Source organism: Flavihumibacter fluminis, from assembly GCF_021491375.1.
Classification (GTDB): domain Bacteria; phylum Bacteroidota; class Bacteroidia; order Chitinophagales; family Chitinophagaceae; genus Flavihumibacter; species Flavihumibacter fluminis.
In genome coordinates, this window is the sequence record NZ_JAKEVY010000003.1 from 846,997 (window position 1) to 868,054 (window position 21,058).

Annotated in this window: 10 protein-coding genes; 5 read left to right on the top strand and 5 right to left on the bottom strand. The window is 42.6% G+C overall.

Features of this window, described 5'->3' with window-relative positions; genetic code table 11:
• Positions 1 to 106 precede the first annotated feature (106 nt).
• The 5 genes from L0U88_RS14895 (at position 107) to L0U88_RS14915 (ending at position 9,021) form a co-directional block, all read left to right on the top strand.
• On the top strand, positions 107 to 1,168 hold the full coding sequence (locus L0U88_RS14895; RefSeq protein ID WP_234866871.1) for a PDZ domain-containing protein: 1,062 nt from the start codon (positions 107 to 109) through the stop codon (positions 1,166 to 1,168).
• Between the two features lie 215 nt (positions 1,169 to 1,383).
• A complete protein-coding gene (gene gatB, locus L0U88_RS14900) occupies positions 1,384 to 2,859 on the top strand; it encodes an Asp-tRNA(Asn)/Glu-tRNA(Gln) amidotransferase subunit GatB (protein WP_234866872.1) in 1,476 nt (491 codons plus the stop codon).
• 10 nt (positions 2,860 to 2,869) lie between these two features.
• On the top strand, positions 2,870 to 4,054 hold the full coding sequence (locus tag L0U88_RS14905; protein ID WP_234866873.1) for a TlpA family protein disulfide reductase: 1,185 nt from the start codon (positions 2,870 to 2,872) through the stop codon (positions 4,052 to 4,054).
• A gap of 431 nt (positions 4,055 to 4,485) precedes the next feature.
• A complete protein-coding gene (locus tag L0U88_RS14910; protein WP_234866874.1) occupies positions 4,486 to 7,557 on the top strand; it encodes a SusC/RagA family TonB-linked outer membrane protein in 3,072 nt (1,023 codons plus the stop codon).
• A gap of 210 nt (positions 7,558 to 7,767) precedes the next feature.
• Entirely contained in the window at positions 7,768 to 9,021 is a 1,254-nt protein-coding gene (locus L0U88_RS14915) for a RagB/SusD family nutrient uptake outer membrane protein (RefSeq protein WP_491893169.1), read from the top strand.
• A 73-nt stretch (positions 9,022 to 9,094) separates the two neighbouring features.
• Here L0U88_RS14915 and L0U88_RS14920 read toward each other — a convergent pair whose 3' ends face one another.
• The 5 genes from L0U88_RS14920 to L0U88_RS14940 all read right to left on the bottom strand — a co-directional run bounded on the left by L0U88_RS14920 (position 9,095) and on the right by L0U88_RS14940 (position 21,026).
• Positions 9,095 to 10,477, bottom strand: coding sequence for a RagB/SusD family nutrient uptake outer membrane protein (locus L0U88_RS14920; RefSeq protein WP_234866876.1), 1,383 nt, complete (start codon positions 10,475 to 10,477; stop codon positions 9,095 to 9,097).
• 25 nt (positions 10,478 to 10,502) lie between these two features.
• Complete coding sequence (locus tag L0U88_RS14925) at positions 10,503 to 13,538, bottom strand: SusC/RagA family TonB-linked outer membrane protein (protein ID WP_234866877.1); 3,036 nt, start codon at positions 13,536 to 13,538, stop codon at positions 10,503 to 10,505.
• A 306-nt stretch (positions 13,539 to 13,844) separates the two neighbouring features.
• Entirely contained in the window at positions 13,845 to 15,299 is a 1,455-nt protein-coding gene (locus tag L0U88_RS14930) for a RagB/SusD family nutrient uptake outer membrane protein (RefSeq protein WP_234866878.1), read from the bottom strand.
• A 19-nt stretch (positions 15,300 to 15,318) separates the two neighbouring features.
• Positions 15,319 to 18,456, bottom strand: coding sequence for a SusC/RagA family TonB-linked outer membrane protein (locus L0U88_RS14935; RefSeq protein WP_234866879.1), 3,138 nt, complete (start codon positions 18,454 to 18,456; stop codon positions 15,319 to 15,321).
• A 242-nt stretch (positions 18,457 to 18,698) separates the two neighbouring features.
• Positions 18,699 to 21,026 (bottom strand): efflux RND transporter permease subunit, encoded by a 2,328-nt coding sequence (locus L0U88_RS14940; RefSeq protein WP_234866880.1) that lies wholly within the window; start codon positions 21,024 to 21,026, stop codon positions 18,699 to 18,701.
• Positions 21,027 to 21,058: the final 32 nt, after the last annotated feature.

Consider the following 21,058-nt stretch of genomic DNA (forward strand, 5'->3'; position numbering starts at 1 on the left):
TATTCCGCCTAGGGAGGACGGGATCGTTCAGCAGGAAATTAACATTTCCGAAATGTTTCGTAGATTGAAAACTTCTCCTATATTTGATCTACGAAAATCACCGTAAATGAAAAATAATATGAAAGCGATTCAGTTTGCAGCCGCTGGTTTAGGGATACTGATGGTTATGGCACAGCCGGTATCTGCCCAGCAAAAGGAAAAGGAAGGACTTGGGGAATATGATCAGATTATTATAAAGAGGAAGGGAGACAAGGCGGACAAAGGAGACAAAGGAGACAAGGGGGGTAAGGATGTGAAGCTGACGATTGTCATAAAAGATGATAAAGTGGAGGTTAACGGCAAGCCCCTGGCAGAATTTAATAACGATGAAATAGCCATTCTTAAGAAGAATATCATTGTACGGGATGGAAATACCATGCGGGTGACCATTCCTAGGCAACCCCGTTCACCTTTTCGGGATGGTGGGTCGCAGGGCCGTGTAGAGGAAGAAAGGATCATTGAATTCCGGGGTATGAACAAGGCATTCCTTGGTGTGTCTACCGAAAAATCAGAACGCGGCGCGGTTATTATGGAGGTAACAGAAGGTAGTGCAGCGGAAAAAGCCGGATTGAAGGCAGGTGATATTATTACCAAAATTAATGACATTAAAATTGAATCACCCCAGGCGCTGACCGATGCCATTGGGAAATTCAAGCCGGAAGAAAAGATCAAAGTAGGGTATTTGCGGGATGGCAAATCAGCTGAGCTGACAGCCACCCTGGGGCATCGGGCATCGGCATTCAGTTTCAATGGCAGAGAGCCCATGGTTATACCTTTTGACAATGAAGATTTCAATATTGAAGGCTTCAGAGGTCGGAATTTCAATTTTAACTGGAATGAAAATCAGCCTAAACTTGGCATCAAGGCACAGGATACAGAAGATGGTAAAGGAGTAAAAGTGCTGGAAGTGGATGAAGAGTCAGCTGCTGCAAAAGCCGGTATCAAAGAGGGGGATATCATTACTTCCTTTGATGGTAAACCAATTAATAGTGTGAATGAACTGGTAGATGGCAACAGGGCTGCGCGTGAAGCTAAAAAGATCAGCCTGCCCATTGAATACCTTCGTGATGGCAAATCACAGAAAGTTGAAGTAAAAGTTCCCCGCAAACTGCGGACCGCAGAACTTTGATTTTTAATGAGATTAAATAAGAAGGGTGGGGGCCGGATTACTGCTACCCACCCTTTTCGTTTCCGTCTTTCTTTGTCCTTTCCTCCATTCCTCCCTTGTCTCCTGTATCCCCTGTCTCCTGTCTCCCGTCTCCTCTGTCTCCCGTCTCCCTTGCCCCTTCTTCCGTTCCTCCCTCTTCCATTCCTCCTTTCCTCCATTCCTCCTACCTTTGCGCCATGGAAGCAAGCATCCGGGAAGCACCGATTCAGCTGGAAGAAAAATATGAACTGGTCATAGGATTGGAAGTACATGCCCAATTATCCACGCAAACCAAATTGTTTTGCGGTGATTCTGCCAGTTTTGGCGGGGCACCCAATACCCATATCAGTCCGATTACCCTTGCTTACCCGGGAACACTGCCCAGGCTAAATAAGGAAGCCATGGTGGCGGCTGTGAAAATGGGCCTCGCCTGTGGCTGCAGGATCACTGAAACCAACTGGTTTGCCAGGAAGCATTATTTCTACCCGGATTTGCCGAAAGGATACCAGACTTCCCAGCATATCAACAATATTTGCCAGGGAGGGGAAGTACGGATCCAGGTAAATGGTCAGGAACGTGCTGTTAAGCTGCATCATATTCACCTGGAGGAGGATGCCGGTAAAAGTATCCACGATGCGCATCCTGAAAAGACAGCAATAGATCACAACCGGGCAGGCGTACCACTAATTGAAATTGTATCCGAACCTGATTTGTATAGTGCAGAAGAAGCGTACGCATATGTAACTGAGATCCGGAAACTGGTCCGTTTTCTGGGTATATGTGATGGGAACATGGAAGAGGGAAGCATGCGTTGTGATGCCAATATTTCAATCCGCCCGAGAGGCGAAAAAAAACTGGGGACCAAAGTAGAGGTTAAAAACCTGAATTCCATTCGAAATGTAAAGAGAGCAATCGAAATAGAAGCGCAGCGCATGATGGAAATGGCTGAGCGGGGAGAAACCATTCAACAACAAACCAGAAGTTTTGATGCGGAACGAATGATAACCTTCTCTCTAAGATCCAAAGAGGAAGCAAATGACTATCGCTATTTTCCCGACCCGGATCTACCGCCATTTGTAATTTCAGCTGCTCAACTGGAGTCTATTCGTGCTGGGATGCCTGAATTACCGGATGCAATTCAGCATCGATATATCAAAGACTACCAGCTACCTGTATACGATGCCAGATTGCTAAGTGACGAAAAAGAATTGGTTCAATATTTTGAGGCAACCATTCAATTCACAATACAATACAAAGCTGTTGCGAACTGGTTACTGGGTCCCATCAAAGCATGGCTAAATGAAAATAATCTGAACATTGATCAGTTTAAACTGGAGCCTTCGCAACTGGCCAGGCTGGTAGAATTGGTGCATTCCGGAAAGATCAGTTTTTCGTCGGCCTCTTCCCGTTTATTCCCAAGATTGCTTGAGCAGCCTTCTGCAGATCCTGTTACTCTTGCAACCTCCCTTCAGTTGCTGCAGGATGCCGATGAAGACCAGATCGAACAATGGGTTGCAGAAGTGTTATCAAAAATGCCTGAGAAAGTGGCTGAATACAAAAAAGGTAAAAAAGGACTGATTGGCCTGTTCATGGGAGAAGTGAAAAAAGTATCGAAAGGAAAAGCAGATCCCAAAACAACTACGGCAGTATTAGAGCAAAAACTAAATCAATAATTCAGTGAGTATGAAATTTTCCCGTTCAATAAACAGCATGGCTTTTATCCTGCTGGTAATTCTGGCATCCTGCCAGACCAAAAAGGCCGGAGGTGATTTTTCGGTTACAGTAAAATTTAGCAATGCGGATCAGCTAACTCCAATGCCTAACCGTAGAATTCAAATAGAAGAAATTCCATTTGGATCTGATGCGGTTCCGGTAATTCTGGATTCTGCCACAATAAAAGGTGCAGCAGGTACTGTTACATTAAATGCAAAGGCAAAAGAAGAGGGAGTATATGAGGTTTCGGTAGATGATGGACCTGTATTTCTGGTAGTGAATGATACGGAAGAAATCACAGTAGAATTGGATATGTCAAAAAGGGAGCGAAATTATTCGGTTACTGGTTCTTCAGCCAGCAAACAGATTCAGGATCTCATCAATGAGTACAGTGATCGAAGTTTACAGATCAATGATGTATTTGCGCAACTGGATAGTATAAAATCCTTCCCCGGTTCGGATACTATGGTATTGGAACTCACGGATAAAAAAAATAAGCTTATTGCTGATCTTACAGGTTATGTGAAAGGGGTGGTTAGTAAAAGTGAAAGTCCGGCAGTGAGCATGTTTACCCTTGGACTTGCTTCTCAGATAGTTCCGAGAAATGAATTTGAACAGATTTTAACGGAAACGGTTAACCGCTTTCCTGCATATGGAAGTTTACAGTCAGTTAAGAAAACATTTGATCAGCAAAAAGCCCAGCTGGAAGAAATGGAGAAAAGACAGTCGGCTAAAAGCCTGGTTGGTAAACCTGCGCCGGAGCTTACCATGCCGGATGAAAATGGAAAACCCATGTCTATATCTGGTTTCAAAGGAAAATATGTATTGGTAGATTTCTGGGCTAGCTGGTGCGGTCCATGCAGAAAAGAAAATCCCAATGTGGTTAGAGCCTATGATAAATTTCGTGCAAAGAACTTTACCATTTTAGGTGTATCACTGGATAAAAGCAGGGAAGACTGGCTGCAGGCTGTGAAAGATGATAAGCTGACCTGGTCGCATATGAGTGATCTGAAATTCTGGGATAGTGAATCTGTAAAAGTGTATGGTTTCGAAGGAATTCCTTACAATGTATTAATTGATCCCAATGGAATTATCATTGCAGAAAATTTACGCGGGCCTGATCTTGAGAATAAATTGCTGGAAGTATTGAAGTAATTAATTTGCCATTCAACTAAAAAAGGAACCACCATTGGTTCCTTTTTTAGTTTCGTAAACTATTCAAGAAATTTAGAATTTATTCACAGTCTATATACGGTAAGCATTATCAAATAAAACAAAATTTAATAGGTATAAATCACATACGAAATTGTAAAAATAAAATAATGATATAAACAACTATGGATTATACCATAAACAATTAACCTTAGTTTAAACATTGTGTGTTTAATTTGTTAATTCCAGACAAAATATTACACACATGAGAACGTTGCGCTGTAGTGAGAGAAGCCCTCTAGTCATTATAAGTTCCGATCAAATTATCTTGAATAAAATTTCTGGTTCCACCTACCAGTTTTAAAGCAGCTATTCAAGTTTTCGCCTGTCATACATATTAACAAAGATTTTTTTTAATCAAACACACAATGTACATGAGAAAAATGCTCTGCATGCTTTTGTGCATGGTTGTCCTGGCAGGGCAACTATGGGCACAATCCCGAACTATTACGGGGAAAGTTGTAGATGACCAAGGAAAGCCGCTATCTAATGTAACAGTTAGAGCGATTGGCAGCAACATTGGGTCTTCAACTGATGATAATGGTAATTTCACATTATCTGTTCCAACCAGTGCGCGTGACCTTGAATTTACTTCAATTGGTTTTGCCACTAAGTCTGTATTAATTCCATCTTCAGGTTCTATTGAAGTGAAAATGGAAAAAGGAACATCTACTTTAAGTGAAGTAGTTGTTACAGGTTACTCTTCACGTAAGAAAGCAGAATTTACGGGTGCGGTAGCCAAAGTAGTGGCAGAAGAAATCAACCAGGTTCCACTGGCATCCTTTGAGCAGATTCTGCAAGGACGTGCTCCTGGTTTATACATTGCTTCCGGATCTGGCTTGCCTGGTTCATCTGCAAGGGTAAACATCCGCGGCGTTGGTTCAATTTTCGGTGGAAATGATCCGTTGTATGTAATGGATGGTATTCCTATTGAAGCTGGTGTATTTCGTTCATTAAACCCCAATGATTTCGAAAGCGTTGACGTTTTAAAAGACGCTGCTGGTACATCATTGTATGGTTCAAGAGGAGCGAATGGTGTAATTGTGATTACCACCAAAAAAGGAAAAGGGGGTAAAACACAGCTTAATTACAGAAATATGTTTGGGTTTGCTGAACCTCCTCAGTTGAAGAATGTAAAAATGATGAATACAACTGAGCGTTTGAGATATGAATCTGAAATTCTTGGACCGGGCCTTTTCCCATCTCCAACTGGATTGACAGGGTTACCTGGATGGGATTATTCTCCAAACAATCCTAGGTATGCAGGATTAACTGATGCACAAAAAGAATTGAATGCGCGTTTATTGGATTCCATTTCCAGAATTAATACCAATTGGCCTGATCAGTTTACCCAGAGAGCCCCTTTTCAGCAACATGAATTGAGTGCGTCTGGTGGCAATCAGAATCTGAATTTTTATACTTCTCTTTCATATTTTGATCAGGAAGGTATTATCCTGAATTCAGGATTAGAGCGTTATACCTTCAGAGCGAATATTGATTTTAAATCAGACAGATTAAGTGTATCTGTTAGATCTACTGCTGGTTGGAGTAAGCAAAATGGTATTGAATCTGAAGCAGGTGTAGCTTTGGCAAACCCAATCGCCGCTTCTTACCTGGAATTACCTTACAGGAGACTGCGCAATGATGCAGGCACGGTAATAACCGGTGCTGGACGAGTGGGAAGTAATGCATATGACAGAATATTCACTACTACCAACATAAATAATCAATTCAAGGGAAATCTTGGTGTCACAATTAACTATAACATCTGGAATGGTATTTCATTCCGTACTATTAATGGGGTAGACTGGAGAAACACCAACACCAGCCGCTTTATTGATCCTACTTCTTTTGCAGGTACAACGTTTACTGGAGCAGGATCAGGTAACGCAGGGGCAGGTTTCCCTACTTCTGGTGTTTATGGTGAAGGAAATGCTGAAAACTTAGGATTGATTTCTACAACTGGACTAGTATATTCAAAAAGTATCGGAGAGAAGCATACAGTTAATGCTTCTGCTATGTTTGAAATGATCCGGAATAAATTCAGAAGTATGGGGATAACGACTTTCGGTATTAACCCAAGTTTGCCTAACACCTTTGCTGGAGCTTCTGCGGGAACTGCTACTAACAACTATATTCCAACCTTCAGTGGTGGTAAAACTTTAAATGGGTTATTCTCCACTTTCGCAACGGTTGATTACACCTATGATGGCAAGTATACTTTCTCTGGTAGTATTAGAAGGGATGCTCCTTCTCAGGTTCCAGAAACCAATCGTAATAACATTTTCTATTCTTTTGGTGCAAGCTGGAATATCATGCGTGAAAACTTCATGGACAAACAAAATATTTTCCAGGATGCGGTGTTGAGAGCTAGCTATGGAGAAAGTGGAAACGCAAATGGATTTACCAGCAATTTTGGTTATATCGCTACTTATGGTCAGTTAGGGGCAGGCTACGCAGGTGCACCTGCTATCATTCCAACTTCTCCTGGAAACCTAGATTACAAATTGGAGAGCCAGGTAATTTCAAACGTTGGTTTGGATTTGAGTTTCCTTGACAGAAGAATCAATACCACTTTCGAATATTACATTAAGGACACTAGAAACCTTTTTGTAGACCAAAGTCTTTCCCGTACTACCGGTTTCAATGCATTGTCAACTAATGCTGCGAAGATGAGAAACCAAGGTTTTGAGTTCTCTGTAAACGCTGATGTAATTCGTAGAAATGATTTCCGACTTTCTCTCGGTGTTAATGGCGCTACCCTTAAGAATGAGATTCTTGATTTAGGTCAGGTTTCTGAAATTCCGTTAGGTACAGGCATTATTCGTGAAGGATTGCCTTTAGGTACCCACTTCATTGTAGGTTATGCCGGTGTAGACCCGCAAACTGGTGATCCTATTTATACTGATGTCAATGGAAACCCTACTTCTGTTTATTCTGCAGCAAATAACAGGGCTGATTTTGGTACCTACCTGCCAAGTTTCACTGGTGGTGCGAATATGGATATTAACTTCAAGGGATTTGATTTCTCTATTTTCTTTTCAACTGCACAAGGTGTAAAACGTTTCAACAACGAATCTTTCTTCTACGAAACAACCAATTCAAATATTGGCTTTAATAAAAGAGTTGAAATGTTAACCGAAACATGGACTGAGTCTCGTACCATTACTGATTATCAGCGAATAGGAACACAGCGTCAGTTTAGTAGCAAAGATATACGTGATGCCTCTTTTGTTCGGTTGAGAAATATGCAAATTGGTTATACACTGGATTCAAAAAGAATCAAAGGCATACCAGTTCGTAGTTTCCGTTTCTGGGCACAGGGTCAGAACTTATATACTTGGACAAAATGGCAAGGTTTTGATCCTGAAGAAAGCAATAACATTGCTACGTATGAATTTCCAAATCCAAGAACAATTACAGTAGGATTGGACATCAACTTTTAAATAAAAAATTGCTTATTAATTATGAAACGACTATATAGAACGTCACTAGCAATCCTTCTCGCTGCCTCATTAGGAGCTTGTGAGAAAAAGGTTGTTGATCTGGATCCAATAGACCAGATTCCTACCGACCGAGCAATCAGAACGGTGGCTAATGTGAATACAGCAGTAAACGGTGTTTATGGTACCTATCAATACAGAAGAAATGTGTATGTGAATGCCTTTATTTCTGATGAACTCAGACTTGGTACTGGAACAGAATACAGAAATGTTGGAAACATTCTTTTCAACTGGCAACACGTATCTGATTCACAGGATTGGAGAGATGGTGAAACCGGTGGTATCTGGACAAATCGCTATGCTGTAATTGATCGTGCCAACAGGATTTTAGAGTTGATAGATGGAATTCCTGCAAATACACCAGCAGAAGAAGCTTTGAAGTCGCAATACAAAGGTGAACTTTTGGCAATGAGAGCAATTGCCCATTTTGATTTGCTCAATTATTTTTCTGCTACACTGGCATATGATCCTACTGCATTAGGTATTGTAGTTCAAGCCGAGTCAGCAAAATCTCCCAGCTCTTATCAGCCCGCAAGAGTAAATCAGCAAGAGGCAATTAATTTGATCAATGCCGATTTAGTTCAAGCTAAGACCTTAATCCCCGCAACATTCACCAATGCCAGCCGTATTACACGAAATGCGGTTTCTGCAATGCAGGCAAAAGTTGCCCTTTATACGCGTAATTGGGGTGCCGTTGCAGGTTTTGCAGATGAGGTAATAAACTCACAGCCATTGGCAACAATTTCAGCCTACCCTTCCTTGTGGAGCACGAAATCACTTCCTGAGAACCAGAGTACCGAAGTAATCTGGAAGTACAATGTAAATGCTGCTAACTCTGGATTTAATATTGGCGGATTGTTTCAGGATGGTAATGGGGCTGTTCAGGCATCTCCTTCTCAAAAGTTGTTGAATACTTACAATCAGGAAGATGACGTTCGTTTCACTACATTCTTTCTTACCGCTCCCAGAAACCTGATTGCGAAGTACGGTGTAGTAACAGGAACAATTTCTGATAACTTCCAGTATGATATCAAAATCCTTCGTACTTCAGAATTGGTTCTTGCAAAGGCTGAAGCACTTGCAGAACTCAATGATCTTGATGGCGCAAATGATGCATTAGCTTCATTACGATCAAATCGTATTGCGGACTATGAACATACGGATATAACTGACAAGGCTGCTTTGATAGATGCAATTCTGGAAGAGCGTTATAAAGAATTGGTTTATGAAGGCCATCGTTATCTGGATCTTCGCAGAAGGAGTCTTCCAATTACCCGTTTGTTGGAGGATGCAGGTGGAAATCCGCAAAGTACTACATTGGCAACAAACAATACCAAGTATATCTTGCCTATTCCGCAGCAGGAAAAGTTCGCAAATCCGAATATGCAACAAAATGCAGGTTATTAAGTACTGTGGGTATTTGATATAAGCACTAAAAAGGCGGCTCTACAAAGGCCGCCTTTTTTATTTACTAATGGAATTAATATCCATCATTCTGTTCTACAATACCTCCACTAGTTTGCACTTCTCTTAGTGGAATCGGATACAATGCCCGGAAGGCTTCATTAATACCCAAACTTGCAATCTTATTATACCGACGTAAATCAAACCAGCGATGACCTTCATGTGCCAGTTCAACCCGACGTTCTTTTTCAACCGCAAGAACTGCTTCTTCTGCTGATGCAGGAGTAATAGGATCCAGTCCAGCCCTTTGACGAACAATATTAATATCTTCAGCGGCCCCTACTAAATCCGGACTAGCTTTACGTGCCCTTGCTTCTGCACGGATAAGATATAATTCTGCCAATCGCATTACAATTACATTGTCATCACCCGCAACACGGAAAGCTTTCAATGTTTTGTTAGCAGGAATTCTGGGAACTGATGTATTATCAAGAACAGTTACATTGACTGCCTTTCTCAGATCGCCTTCTTCATGCGCGTTTGCTAGTCCCGGAGAAGAAGTGATTTCATTTCTTCCACCATTGGCACCGGGGAAATAAAAGAAAGCAATGGAGTTTGCATCATCAATTGCAAAAGGCAATTCAAACACTGATTCTGGAGCAACATTTTTAACTGCCCAAAGTGAACGGTAATCCGGGGCCAGTCCGCCTAGTGTGGCACCTGCATAAACAGAAAGTACTTCTGTTGCGGTTGCTTCTGCTGCAGCGAACTCTTCATTGTACAACTCAACTCTGGCTTTGAGCATTCTGGCAGCTCTTGCTGTTGCCCTGGCAACGTTTGTTCCGGTAAGATTAGCCACTGCGAAGTCAATATCGCTTTTGATTTGGGTAATCACTTCAGCTTCTGTTGCTCTTTCTTTTGGATCAGCATCGGAAGGGGTAAGCGTTGGAGCAGTGAATAATGGTACTCCAACTCCATTTCCTTTGTTGTATCCTGTAGCACTACCGCCAAAGTAGCGAAGCAAATCATGATACATCAATGCGCGAAGGAATCTAGCTTCTGCAATTGCGTTTTGTTTGTTGAATGCCGGATCTTCAAGGTTTTCGGCAGATGCGATAATATTATTAGCGCGATTGATACCATTGTATATTGTATTCCACATGTTATTCAATTCGACATTATCCGCAAGGATTTGTTTATTGAATATCTGGGCAAAACTGGGAAAGGTTCCAGTATGATTGATATTATCGGCTCCCATATCAGCAAATGCCTGGTAGCGCAATCCATAGTAGTTGCCGCTTTGCAAGGCATCATATATACCGATCAGGCCAGCTTCAACACCTTGTCTGGTTGTGAACGCCGTAGTAGCGTCCAGTGCTCCCTGTGGCTCCTGTTCGAGAATCTTATTACATGCAGATCCTGTAAGCAGGACAAAAGCAAATATGATTGGAAATTTCATTCTTTTCATTTTTTCTCAATTTGGATTAAAGACCTAGGTTAACTCCGAATGTGATGGTTCTGGCCTGGGGATAGGTCAGGAAATCTGTACCGGGCGCAGTGTTGGTAATACTGAACGTACTAACCTCCGGATCGAAGCCCTGGTAGTTGGTCCAGGTTTTCAGGTTTTCACCTTGGATAAAGAACCTGATATTGTTCATCTTCAGTTTTTGAACCACTGTTTTTGGAAGGTTATAGAAAAGCTGAATGTTTTTCAAACGAAGGAATGATCCATCTTCCAACCATCTGGTAGATGTTCTTCTGTTATTGGAAGGATCTCCAAACACCGCACGAGGCAATGTTGCTGATTCTCCCTTGTCAGGTGTCCAGCGATTCAATGTGGTAGATAATTGTCCGAATACACTATTCATGCCTTCACCAAATGCACGGGTGTTATTGTAGATCTCATTGCCAGATACAAACTGCAGAAATACATTCAGCCCGAAACCTTTGTAACTCACTTCGTTAATCATACCACCAAAGAAATCAGGAACAGCACTTCCAATGATGCGCTGATCATCAGTTGTGATCCTGTTATCGCCATTCAGGTCTTCGAATTCAATATCACCAGGACGTGTAGCTGCAGAATGAACAGGTGCTGCTGCAATTTGATCCTGATTTTGGAAAATTCCTTTCACCACAAATCCTCTAAAAGCACCAAGATCCTGGCCTTCTTCTACCCAGCTTGCAAAGCCGGATGCAAAGGGTGTTCCAGCCAGCTTCACTACCTTATTGTCCGGGAAGGTAATATTGAAGTTGGTAGTCCAACGGAAATCACGCTTGTTGATGTTTGTAGTATTCAGTGAGATTTCCAAACCCTTATTGCGGAGTGATCCGATGTTTTCATTAATTGTGGTGAAACCGGAAGAACCCACCAGTGGACGTGCCAATAAAAGGTCATTGGTATTTCTGATATAATAATCTGCAGTCAGGTTGATGCGATCATTGAAGAAACCGAGATCAAGTCCGACGTTGATTTGTTCAGAGTTTTCCCATCCTAAATTAGGGTTACCCAATTGTGAGGGAGCCAGACCTGCGGCCTGTGCAAAGTTCTGACCGGCACCAACAAGCGGAAGGGAAGCGAAATCTCCAATGCTGGAGTTACCAGCTTGTCCCCAGCTTGCGCGCAGTTTCAGATCACTGATGAAATTACTATTCTTCAGGAAGTTTTCCTCACTAACTCTCCACGCTACAGAAGCAGCGGAGAAAGTACCCCAACGGCGGTCGGCACCAAAACGGGAAACTCCATCTCTTCTCACACTGGCAGTAAGTAGGTATTTGCCTTTGAAACCATAAATGGCTCTGGCAAGATATCCAACAATACCGTAGGAAGATCCATTGGAAGTAGCAGCCACTCTTTGTGAACCTGCAGTAAGTCGGATGATTGCGTCACCAGGGAAATTGGTTGCCTGCGCAAAAATGCTTTCAAATTTAGATTCCTGGAAAGAGGCTACACCGGTAAAGGTCAGATCGTGGTTATCACCGATTCTTGGTTTGTAAGTAAGAATGTTTTCATTGGTCAGGTTAATATCCTGCGTATAACCTTCTCTGCCATCCCCCCGAACACCTGCACCCTGGATATGGGTTGAAGGAATGTACTGTTGTTCACGAAAGTTCAGGTAGTCTACCCCTGCAACAGAGCGGAAGCTGAGTGAAGGTAAAATCTGCCATTCTCCATAACCATTCGCCAGTATACGATTGTTCGCAACATTATATGTAGGTTCCAGTGCGTTGGCGATGGCATTTTCGATAGAAGCATTCGGATCCCGTCCATAGGTTCCATTCTCATTAAATGCCGGGAAATAGGATCCGAGAAGAAGTGAAGTACTAACAACACCGTAGATATTGTTATCGTTTTGAATTCGGGTACTGTTAGAGCGACTTAAACCAATGCTGGTACCAATTTTGATTTTTTTGGAGAGGTTATTGTCAACATTGATCCGAAGGTTATAGCGTTCAAATTCAGATCCGATAACAATACCTTCCTGGCCGAAATAAGAACCTGCTATAAAGAATTTGGTATTCTCATTTCCGCCCTGCAGGTTTACGTCCATTGATTTTACGTTGGCACTTCTGAAAATTTCATCCTGCCAATTAGTAGTTGGGTAGGAAGAAGGATCATTATCATAGCCCACCAAACCGAGCTGACTGGGAACAACGGAAGCGCCAAAACGGTTACGCACCATTTCCTGCATTTGCTCGATGAATTGAGGACCTGTTAAGGTTGGTAGTTTTCTGTAAACCTCAGATTTACCCAGGTAAGAATTGATGTTTACACGGGTTTTGCGGTTTGCTCCTCTTTTAGTGGTAACCAGAACAACACCATTCGCAGCCCTGGAACCATAAATGGCGGTTGCAGCTGCGTCTTTCAATACTTCAAAGGATTCAATTTCGCTGGGGTTGATATCCGCCAGGGCATTCATGGTTTGGCCACCCACGCCAATCTGTGAATAGTTGCCTATGTTGATGGGAATTCCGTCGATAACATAAAGAGGTTGAGAACTGGCGTTGATGGAGCCGGTACCCCTGATGTTGATGTTGATAGATCCCCCAGGTGTTCCAGAGCTCTGGGTAACATTTACCCCTGCAGCCCTACCTCTCAGCGCCTGATCCGGACCCTGAATGGGGATGTTCTGCAGATCAGTTCCTTTAACCTGTGAAACGGAAGTGGTCAACTCACGTTTTTTCTGGGTACCATAGCCAACAATTACAACTTCAGACAAATTTTTGTCAGAGGTAGAAAGTTGGATACTGAACTCATTCTGAGACCCCAGAGTTTGGGTGAAGTCGCCAAATCCAATGGCAGAAATAACAATGCTTTTCGTGTTGGCGGGAACAGTCAAACTAAATTTACCTCCTTCTCCGCTTGTTGTACCAATATTGGTACCCTTGACAACAATGGAAGCATTTGGCAATGGCTGACCCAGGTTGTCGGTTACCACGCCTGTGATGGTCCGGCTTTGGGCAAAGGCGGAGCCAATCACTACCAGTACGCATAGCAGCGTGCTTAGCAATTTTCTCATCAGTGTATGTGTTTGGTTAAAAAATAAACGGCTACCAGTTCAGAAATTGGATTTTACGGTAAGGAACAGGCCTTATTTTTTCAAGGATGAGGTACTTGTCAAGAACTTAACAAGATAAGTAGGTAAAAGTTGATAAAAATAGGGTAAAAATAAAATTAGTACATGTTTAATTAAAAATAATACCATTGTTTATTTGGCTAAACAAACCAAAGAATGACACTAATATGGCTGTTCGAATTAATTAATGGTCAATAAAAAAGAGGCTGCTCCATTGAGACAGCCTCTTTTACATGTTATTGAATTGCGTTAATTGTCTTCACACAGGCTATTCAATAAAAGTTCTGTTGAAGAAATTGGCCAGATATATTCCTGTTGGGTTGGCTGAACTGCACTAACCCCGGGTTTTGCTGGTAGTGCCAGTCCTAATCTGGTCAGATCCTGCCCAGCCAGCCCTTCACCGAGGAATTCAATTCTTCTTTCCGTCAGGATGGCATTTGCCAGATCTTCAGATGAAGCAAAATCACCCGCAACAAAGGTGGTAGTCGCGTCAGAGCGCTGGCGAACCGCATTCAGCAAGGCAATAGCGCGGGCATCTACAGTATTTGTGCTCCTGGTAATGGCTTCAGCCAAACTCAATAATACCTCCGGATAACGGATAACCGGTGCCCAATCGGTAAAAGGAGCCGCTTTAGGGTATTTATTCAGGTATTGCTTACCACCGGATGTTACAATCAGACCTCTGCGCGCATCGGTTTCCTTCCAGCCGGTATTGGAAATAATTCCGGTTGATAACAGAGAGTATTCTCCATTTCCTCCATTCATGGCTGCAGAACCATAATAGTAACCTAACTGGTTCTGTGTGCCTGGAGCTTCTACATCACTGAAAGGCATAGATAGAATGGATTCAGTAGTGGTATAGTTTGTATACAGCGTTGCAACATTCGCCTGTAATGCATGTGCCACACCGCTAGGAGCTGTAAAGGGAGCAGCTGCACTTACAATCTTATTTGCTTCTGTGATTACATCTGAATAACGTTGCATTGCAAGATAAACGCGGGTCTTGAACGCGATTGCAGTATTCTTGTGCGCCCTGGTGGTATTCAAAGCAGCAGTGGTATAATTGGTCGGAAGATTTTGTTCTGCGTAATCCAGATCTGCCAATATTTGAGTATAAACTTCCGCTACTGTACTTCTAGCCAGATCATAATTTCCGGAACCAGTATTGGGCGTCAAACGCAATGGTACTCCTGGCTTACTTCCATTTCCATCCCAAAACGGGCGGGCATACAACTGCAATAATGCATAGTACGACATCGCGCGAACAAATCGGGCTTCAGCCCTAAAGTTATTCGCTTTAGCATCTCCCACCACGCTGGCTCCTTTTGAATCCATACCTGCCAGAAAGACGTTAGCCAAGTTAATCGCGTAATAGGCTCTAGCCCAAACGGCCAGAACAGAGTTTCCGGAACTATTGCTGGGAGTATAATTCCAAACATCAAACCCTGTTACAACGTTTGTTCTGTCGTTTTGAAAATCTCCACCACGTATATCATTAAAAATCTGGTAGCGACCTCCATACATTCCTGCGTTCTTGATAGTTGCATAAATGGCGTTTACCTGGCCGACAATCCGAACCTCACTATCAAATGCAGATAAATCAGATACCACGTTGGTTGGAACGGGTTCAAGATCTTCTTTTTTACATCCGGCCAAATGAATTACACCAATTGCAATGGCCGCGTATAATAATTTCTTTTTCATTTTCTTGTTTGATTTTGGGTTAGAAGCCTACATTCATACCTACGGTCACACCTCTCTGATTACCTACCGTGTTTCTGTCAATACCCTGGTTAATATTACCGGTACCGTTGGATGAAACTTCAGGATCCGGACCAGGATATTGAGTACCAATCCAAAGGTTATTTCCTGCTACATAGAAGCGCAGGTTGTTTATTTTAACCCGACTGGTAACTGCCATTGGGAGATTGTAAGCAAGTGTAAGGGTTCTCAACTTGATGAAATCACCTTTGAATACATTGATATCAAGAGGGAAAGAAGATCCGTTTGATACGTTGTCTCCAAAATAGGACTTCGGCATATCGGTTACATCACCAGATTTTGTCCAGGCTCTCAGTACATCCGTTGAATTGTTCCAGAAACGCTGATCACGTAGACCTGCATAAGTACCCCAGTAAACGTAATTTCCTCCTTGGAAAGTGAAGAGGGTATTCAATTCAAAGTTTTTATACCGGAAGGTATTGTCAAAACCTCCAAAAAACTTGGGGAGTGTGTTTTTGTAAACGACCGCATCAGCAGAACTAATATTTGGAGCAGCTGTTCCATCCTCATACTCAAACCGGAAACCAGTTGTACCGGCTGGAATCACATGCTGGAACAATACTCGATCACCATCTTTATTTATAAAGATACGACGACCTGTAGCTGGGTCAACACCAGCAGTACGTGTAACAAATAACATACCCAGTGATTCTCCAACTACTGTGATACTGGGCGACTCAAGTCCGCCGGTTGCAGCAATAATATTGGTTAGACCTGGAGCAAGAGAGGTAACCTCGTTTTTGTTGAAGGTTATATTGAAATTAGCTGTCCAGGTGAAATCCTTTTTCTGAACCGGAACAAAATTCAAAGCAATTTCAACTCCTTTGTTGTACATAGTTCCAACGTTTGTTGGAATATTACTGGGCAAACCTGCTGAAGGTGGTGTTGGAACGTTCAAAATCAACCCGTCTACATCATTTTTGTAGTACGTTACTTCACCTGTAATCCGGTCATTAAGCAATCCAAAATTAATTCCGATATCTGTTTTGGTACTGGATTCCCAACCCAGGTTGGGGTTCCCAGCCTGATTAAATACAAGGGTACCATTTCCACCATAAAGACCTGATCCAAAGGTGGAAAGAGAAGCATATTGACCAAGTCCGTCAATATTACCAACCTTACCATAACTACCCCTGATTCTCAGACTGCTGAAAATTTTATTCAATCCCGCATCTTCGAAGAATTTCTCATTGTTTACGTCCCATCCCGCAGATACTCCCCAGAAGTTACCCCATTTGTTATTTTGTCCCAACTGAGAAGCACCATCTCTACGCAGATTCGCAGCCAGGTAGTATTTGTTGGCGAAGTTGTAGGTTAGTCTTCCGAAATAGGATAACAGATAGTTTTCACCAATACCCAATCCGGAAGCATTCGGAGTTCTCCAGCCACCCTGTATGTTAATGAAATCAGGATCGTTAGCACCAATCCGGTTCAAACCATAACTTTTATTATTACTTTTTTGTTGCTCAGTTCCGACTAGCGCACTGAAATTATGATTGTCTCCAATTGACTGATCGTATTGTAGGGTGTTTGACCATACCCAACGTTTATTCTGATTGTAAATAGAAGTAGCGCTACCTCCATTTGAAAATCCCTCACCTGAAATCGGAGACCAGTAAATTTCATTGTCTACATACAGATAATCAATATTATACTGTGAGCGGAACGTAACTCCTTTAACTGGTTTGATTTGTACGTATGCATTTCCCAAAATACGGTTTGCTTCAGAGTTACCTCTGTTTTGATCCAGTTGGATAACCGGGTTATTAAAACCTACCTGGCCTACTTTATTGTTCATAACTCCAATAAGCGCACCGGAATAATTGTAACTACCGTCATTATTATAGGGCGAAACATTGGGTGCAGTAATCAATGGTACACGACCAAGACCCGCTGTTGCGAATGCATCGCCCAATGAGCCTGAACTGGTTGCAGCAAAGTTTTTCTCATTGGAAAATTGGATTTTTGTACCAACAGAAATCGCTTTGTTGACTTTGTGATCTACATTCATCAAAGCTGATATCCTCTTAAAATCGTTCCGCTGTATAATACCTTCCTGTTCTGTATATCCGATTGAAGTATAATATTTGGTTGATTCATTTCCGCCAGACATACTCAGTGAGTTATTGTGAGAAAAACCTGTCCGATATACATAATCATACCAGTTGGTATTGATTGGCTGACCATCCGGTCCCTCTGTTAATGCAAACTGATTTGTAGCTGAAAACAAACCCGCATTTGTCAATGACTGGTTCTTGTATTCAGTGTACTGAAATGCATCCAGCAATTCTGGTAAACGCTGTACTTTACTCCAGCCCACCCAGCTATCCAGGTTTACTTTAGGGCGACCTGATTTTCCTTTTTTGGTTGTTACAAAAATGACACCGTTGGCAGCGCGTGATCCATAAATAGCTGATGCTGCTGCATCTTTAGCGATATCAATGCTTTCAATATCATTCGGGTTTAAGGAAGCCAATGCATTTCCGGCTGCGGCTGTTGAACTGGCATCCCCTGAATAAACAGGAATACCATCAATAACAATCAATGGTTGAGAGGAAAGGGAGATGGAGTTTGTACCACGAACCCGGAAAACCGGTGGAGCGTTCAAAACACCACTTGGGATTACAACCTGTAAACCTGGAGCTCTTCCGCCTAAAGCCTGGTCAAAGCTTTGAACAGGCCGGTTTGCAACAGCATCCCCTTTTACATTGGCAATGTTTCCGGTTACTTCTTTTCTTTTGATTGCGGTTCCGTAACCCACAACAACCACTTCCTGTAAATCTCTATCTTCTGCAGAGAGTGAAATGTTGAATAAACCGCGGTTACCAATAGTGATTTCCTGAGATTGGCTCCCAATGGCCGAAAACACCAATACCTTTGCATTGGGAGGGAGAGTTAATGAAAAACTACCATCTTCTCCGGTTGTAGTACCTACCGAAGTTCCTTTAACCAAAACAGATGCATTGGCTACTGCATTGCCACTAGCATCTGTCACTTTTCCGGTCACCGTGCGTGACTGGGCCAATAGTTGACTATTGAGCATAATGATGCCCAACAACAACAAGACGATTTTTCTCATGTGCGTTTAGTTTTGACTAGAAATTAAAAGAGTGTTAAAAATAAAGACAATTGATGAACGGTAAATGATGCATGCTAAACGGTTCGAAATAGAAAATTTTGGTAAATGCTATAGTTATTACAGTATAAAAAATATTATATATATATGTAATTGTAAAGCAGAATATTTGTTTCGAAAAACAAAAAAGAGACTCAAATTAAAGAGTCTCTGTATATTAAATTTCTAACCTAATTCTAATTTGTTTAAGATTTTTTTAACCCTTTTGTGAGATCAATTAACAGGGAAGGGAGCAAAACCAGGTTGGTTATGGTTGCAATAACCAGGGTCAGCGAGGTCAGCCAACCCAATCCCTGGGTACCCCCAAATCCACTGAAACAGAAGATTACAAAGCCCGCAATCAATACCAGGGAGGTATAAATAATACTGATTCCAGTGGAATGAATGGTTTCAATCACCACCTGCTGGCGCTCTTTCTCGGATCCGCCCTGCTCCTGTTTGTAGTTTACCAGGAAGCGAATGGTAATATCAATAGCAATTCCCAATGCCACACTGAAAATAAGTACGGTTGAGGGTTTAAGCGCCACACCTGCCCAGCCCATAATCCCGGCGGTAATTATCAGGGGCACCACATTAGGTATCAGGGAACACAAGAGAATACTGCCATTTTTGAAAAGGTATAACATACAAAGGGCAATCAGCAGAAAAGCCCAGAAGATACTTTCCTTTAATCCGTTGATGATAAAGGTACTGCCCTCCAAAAAAGTAATGCTACTACCGGTTAGGGTTACCCGATACTGACTGGTATCAAAATACTGATCGGTTTTGGTCTGAATTTCATTCAGGATTTCCGGCAATCGCTTACTGCCCACATCTTTCATGTTCACGCTGATCCGGGTCATCTGTTTGTCCTCATCCATAAACGAACGCACCAGCTGGCCCATCTGATCGCCCTTGTCTTCCGAACCTTTCATATTCAGGTAAACGGCCAGGAAACTGATGTCAAAACTGTTGGGTAAGCCATAATTACTGCTGTCGCCATCATAATAAGCCTGGCGGGCAAATTTCATTCCTTCCACCACTGATAATGGCCTTGCCATTTCTGGTAACCGGGTGATATAATTGGATAACGAATCAATGCGCTCGAATAATTGCAAAGGCTGCCGGCGAAGACCATTTTTAATTTTGGTATCAACCACAATCTCCAGCGGCATTACGCCTCCAAAATGTTGTTCAAAAAATTTCAGATCGGTATAGATTCTGTCTGTTTTAGGAAGGTCATCCACAATAAAGCCTTCTGATTTGAGCCGGAGAATGCCCAATATGGCAACAATAGTAACAGCCAGGGTGGTGCCATAAATCAGCTTCCGGTGATTGAGCGACCAGCGTTCCAGCCGGTCAAGAACAGCCTGGAGCCACCTGTTTTCCAGGTAGCGGGTATGCCTGTTCTTAGGTGCCGGCAGATAACTGAGCACCACCGGAATAAAAATAAAAGAGATCAGAAAAATCACCATGATGCTGATACCTGCCACCACACCAAACTCTTTCAGCACAGCACTTCTGGTCAGTGCAAAAACTGCAAAGCCAATCGCGGCAGCGATATTGCAGAACAGCGTCACAATCCCCATTTTTCCTACCATGGTCCGGATCGCTTCTTTTTGAACACCTGTCTCATTCCAGGATACATGGTATTTGTTGAGGAAGTAAATACAGTTGGGTATGCCAATCACCACAATCAGCGGTGGAATCAGCGCGGTGAGCAGGGTAATTTTATAACCGATCAATACCTGAATGCCGACACTCCAGATAACTCCCATAATTACTACCGCCAGGGAGATTATTGTGGCACTGATACTGCGGAAGAACAGCAACAGGATAACCGCCGATAAGGCAAGCGATCCGATCAGCAGCCATTTCATTTCGCGCGCAATCCTGTCTGCGATTTGCGTACGGATCAGCGGTAATCCACTATAATGTATTTCCAGCTGATGCGCCTTACCAAATTCATCAACTCTGCTGACAATATCCTGGATGATTTTTGTCCGGGCCGGAGAAGCCATCAAATCCCGGTTCATGCCCAGTGCCATCAGCCAGCTGCTGGTTTCCGGATTATATAGCAGTCCGCGATAAAAAGGAAGACTCCGGAACAATACCTGCGCACTGTCCAGTTCTGCCTGGCTGACTGTAGTATCGGGAAATATGCGTTGTGATTGAAGGCGCTCTGAAACCGGGTCCTTCACCAGGTTAACGGCACCTGGAATACCCAGGATATTTTCCACCCCCCTGATTTTTTTCAGGTCTTTCTGCAGGAGGCGATAGGACTCAAATATCGGTTGGCTAAAGAGTTGATCGGTTTGAATGCCTACCACTACCAGGTTGCCATCTTCTCCAAACTGTTGTTTAAATGCGATATAGGCCTGGTATTTCGGATTATCGGTGGGAATTGCCTTGGCGAATTCATAACTCATTTCCACCTTGCTGGCATGATATCCCATAAAGCCGGTAGCCAGCAGCAGGAGCAGAATCAATACCAATCTGTTTTTCAATACAAAAGAACCCAGTTGATGCCACATGAACAGGAGGTTTTGCAATTATAGCACGCAAA

What these genes read in the sequence shown, in the direction of transcription:
- L0U88_RS14895 (WP_234866871.1), top strand. Translation starts at nt 107, where the DNA reads ATGAAAAATAATATGAAAGCGATTCAGTTTGCAGCCGCTGGTTTAGGG.
- gatB (WP_234866872.1), top strand. Translation starts at nt 1,384, where the DNA reads ATGGAAGCAAGCATCCGGGAAGCACCGATTCAGCTGGAAGAAAAATAT.
- L0U88_RS14905 (WP_234866873.1), top strand. Translation starts at nt 2,870, where the DNA reads ATGAAATTTTCCCGTTCAATAAACAGCATGGCTTTTATCCTGCTGGTA.
- L0U88_RS14910 (WP_234866874.1), top strand. Translation starts at nt 4,486, where the DNA reads ATGAGAAAAATGCTCTGCATGCTTTTGTGCATGGTTGTCCTGGCAGGG.
- L0U88_RS14920 (WP_234866876.1), bottom strand. Translation starts at nt 10,477, where the DNA reads ATGAAATTTCCAATCATATTTGCTTTTGTCCTGCTTACAGGATCTGCA.
- L0U88_RS14925 (WP_234866877.1), bottom strand. Translation starts at nt 13,538, where the DNA reads ATGAGAAAATTGCTAAGCACGCTGCTATGCGTACTGGTAGTGATTGGC.
- L0U88_RS14930 (WP_234866878.1), bottom strand. Translation starts at nt 15,299, where the DNA reads ATGAAAAAGAAATTATTATACGCGGCCATTGCAATTGGTGTAATTCAT.
- L0U88_RS14935 (WP_234866879.1), bottom strand. Translation starts at nt 18,456, where the DNA reads ATGAGAAAAATCGTCTTGTTGTTGTTGGGCATCATTATGCTCAATAGT.
- L0U88_RS14940 (WP_234866880.1), bottom strand. Translation starts at nt 21,026, where the DNA reads ATGTGGCATCAACTGGGTTCTTTTGTATTGAAAAACAGATTGGTATTG.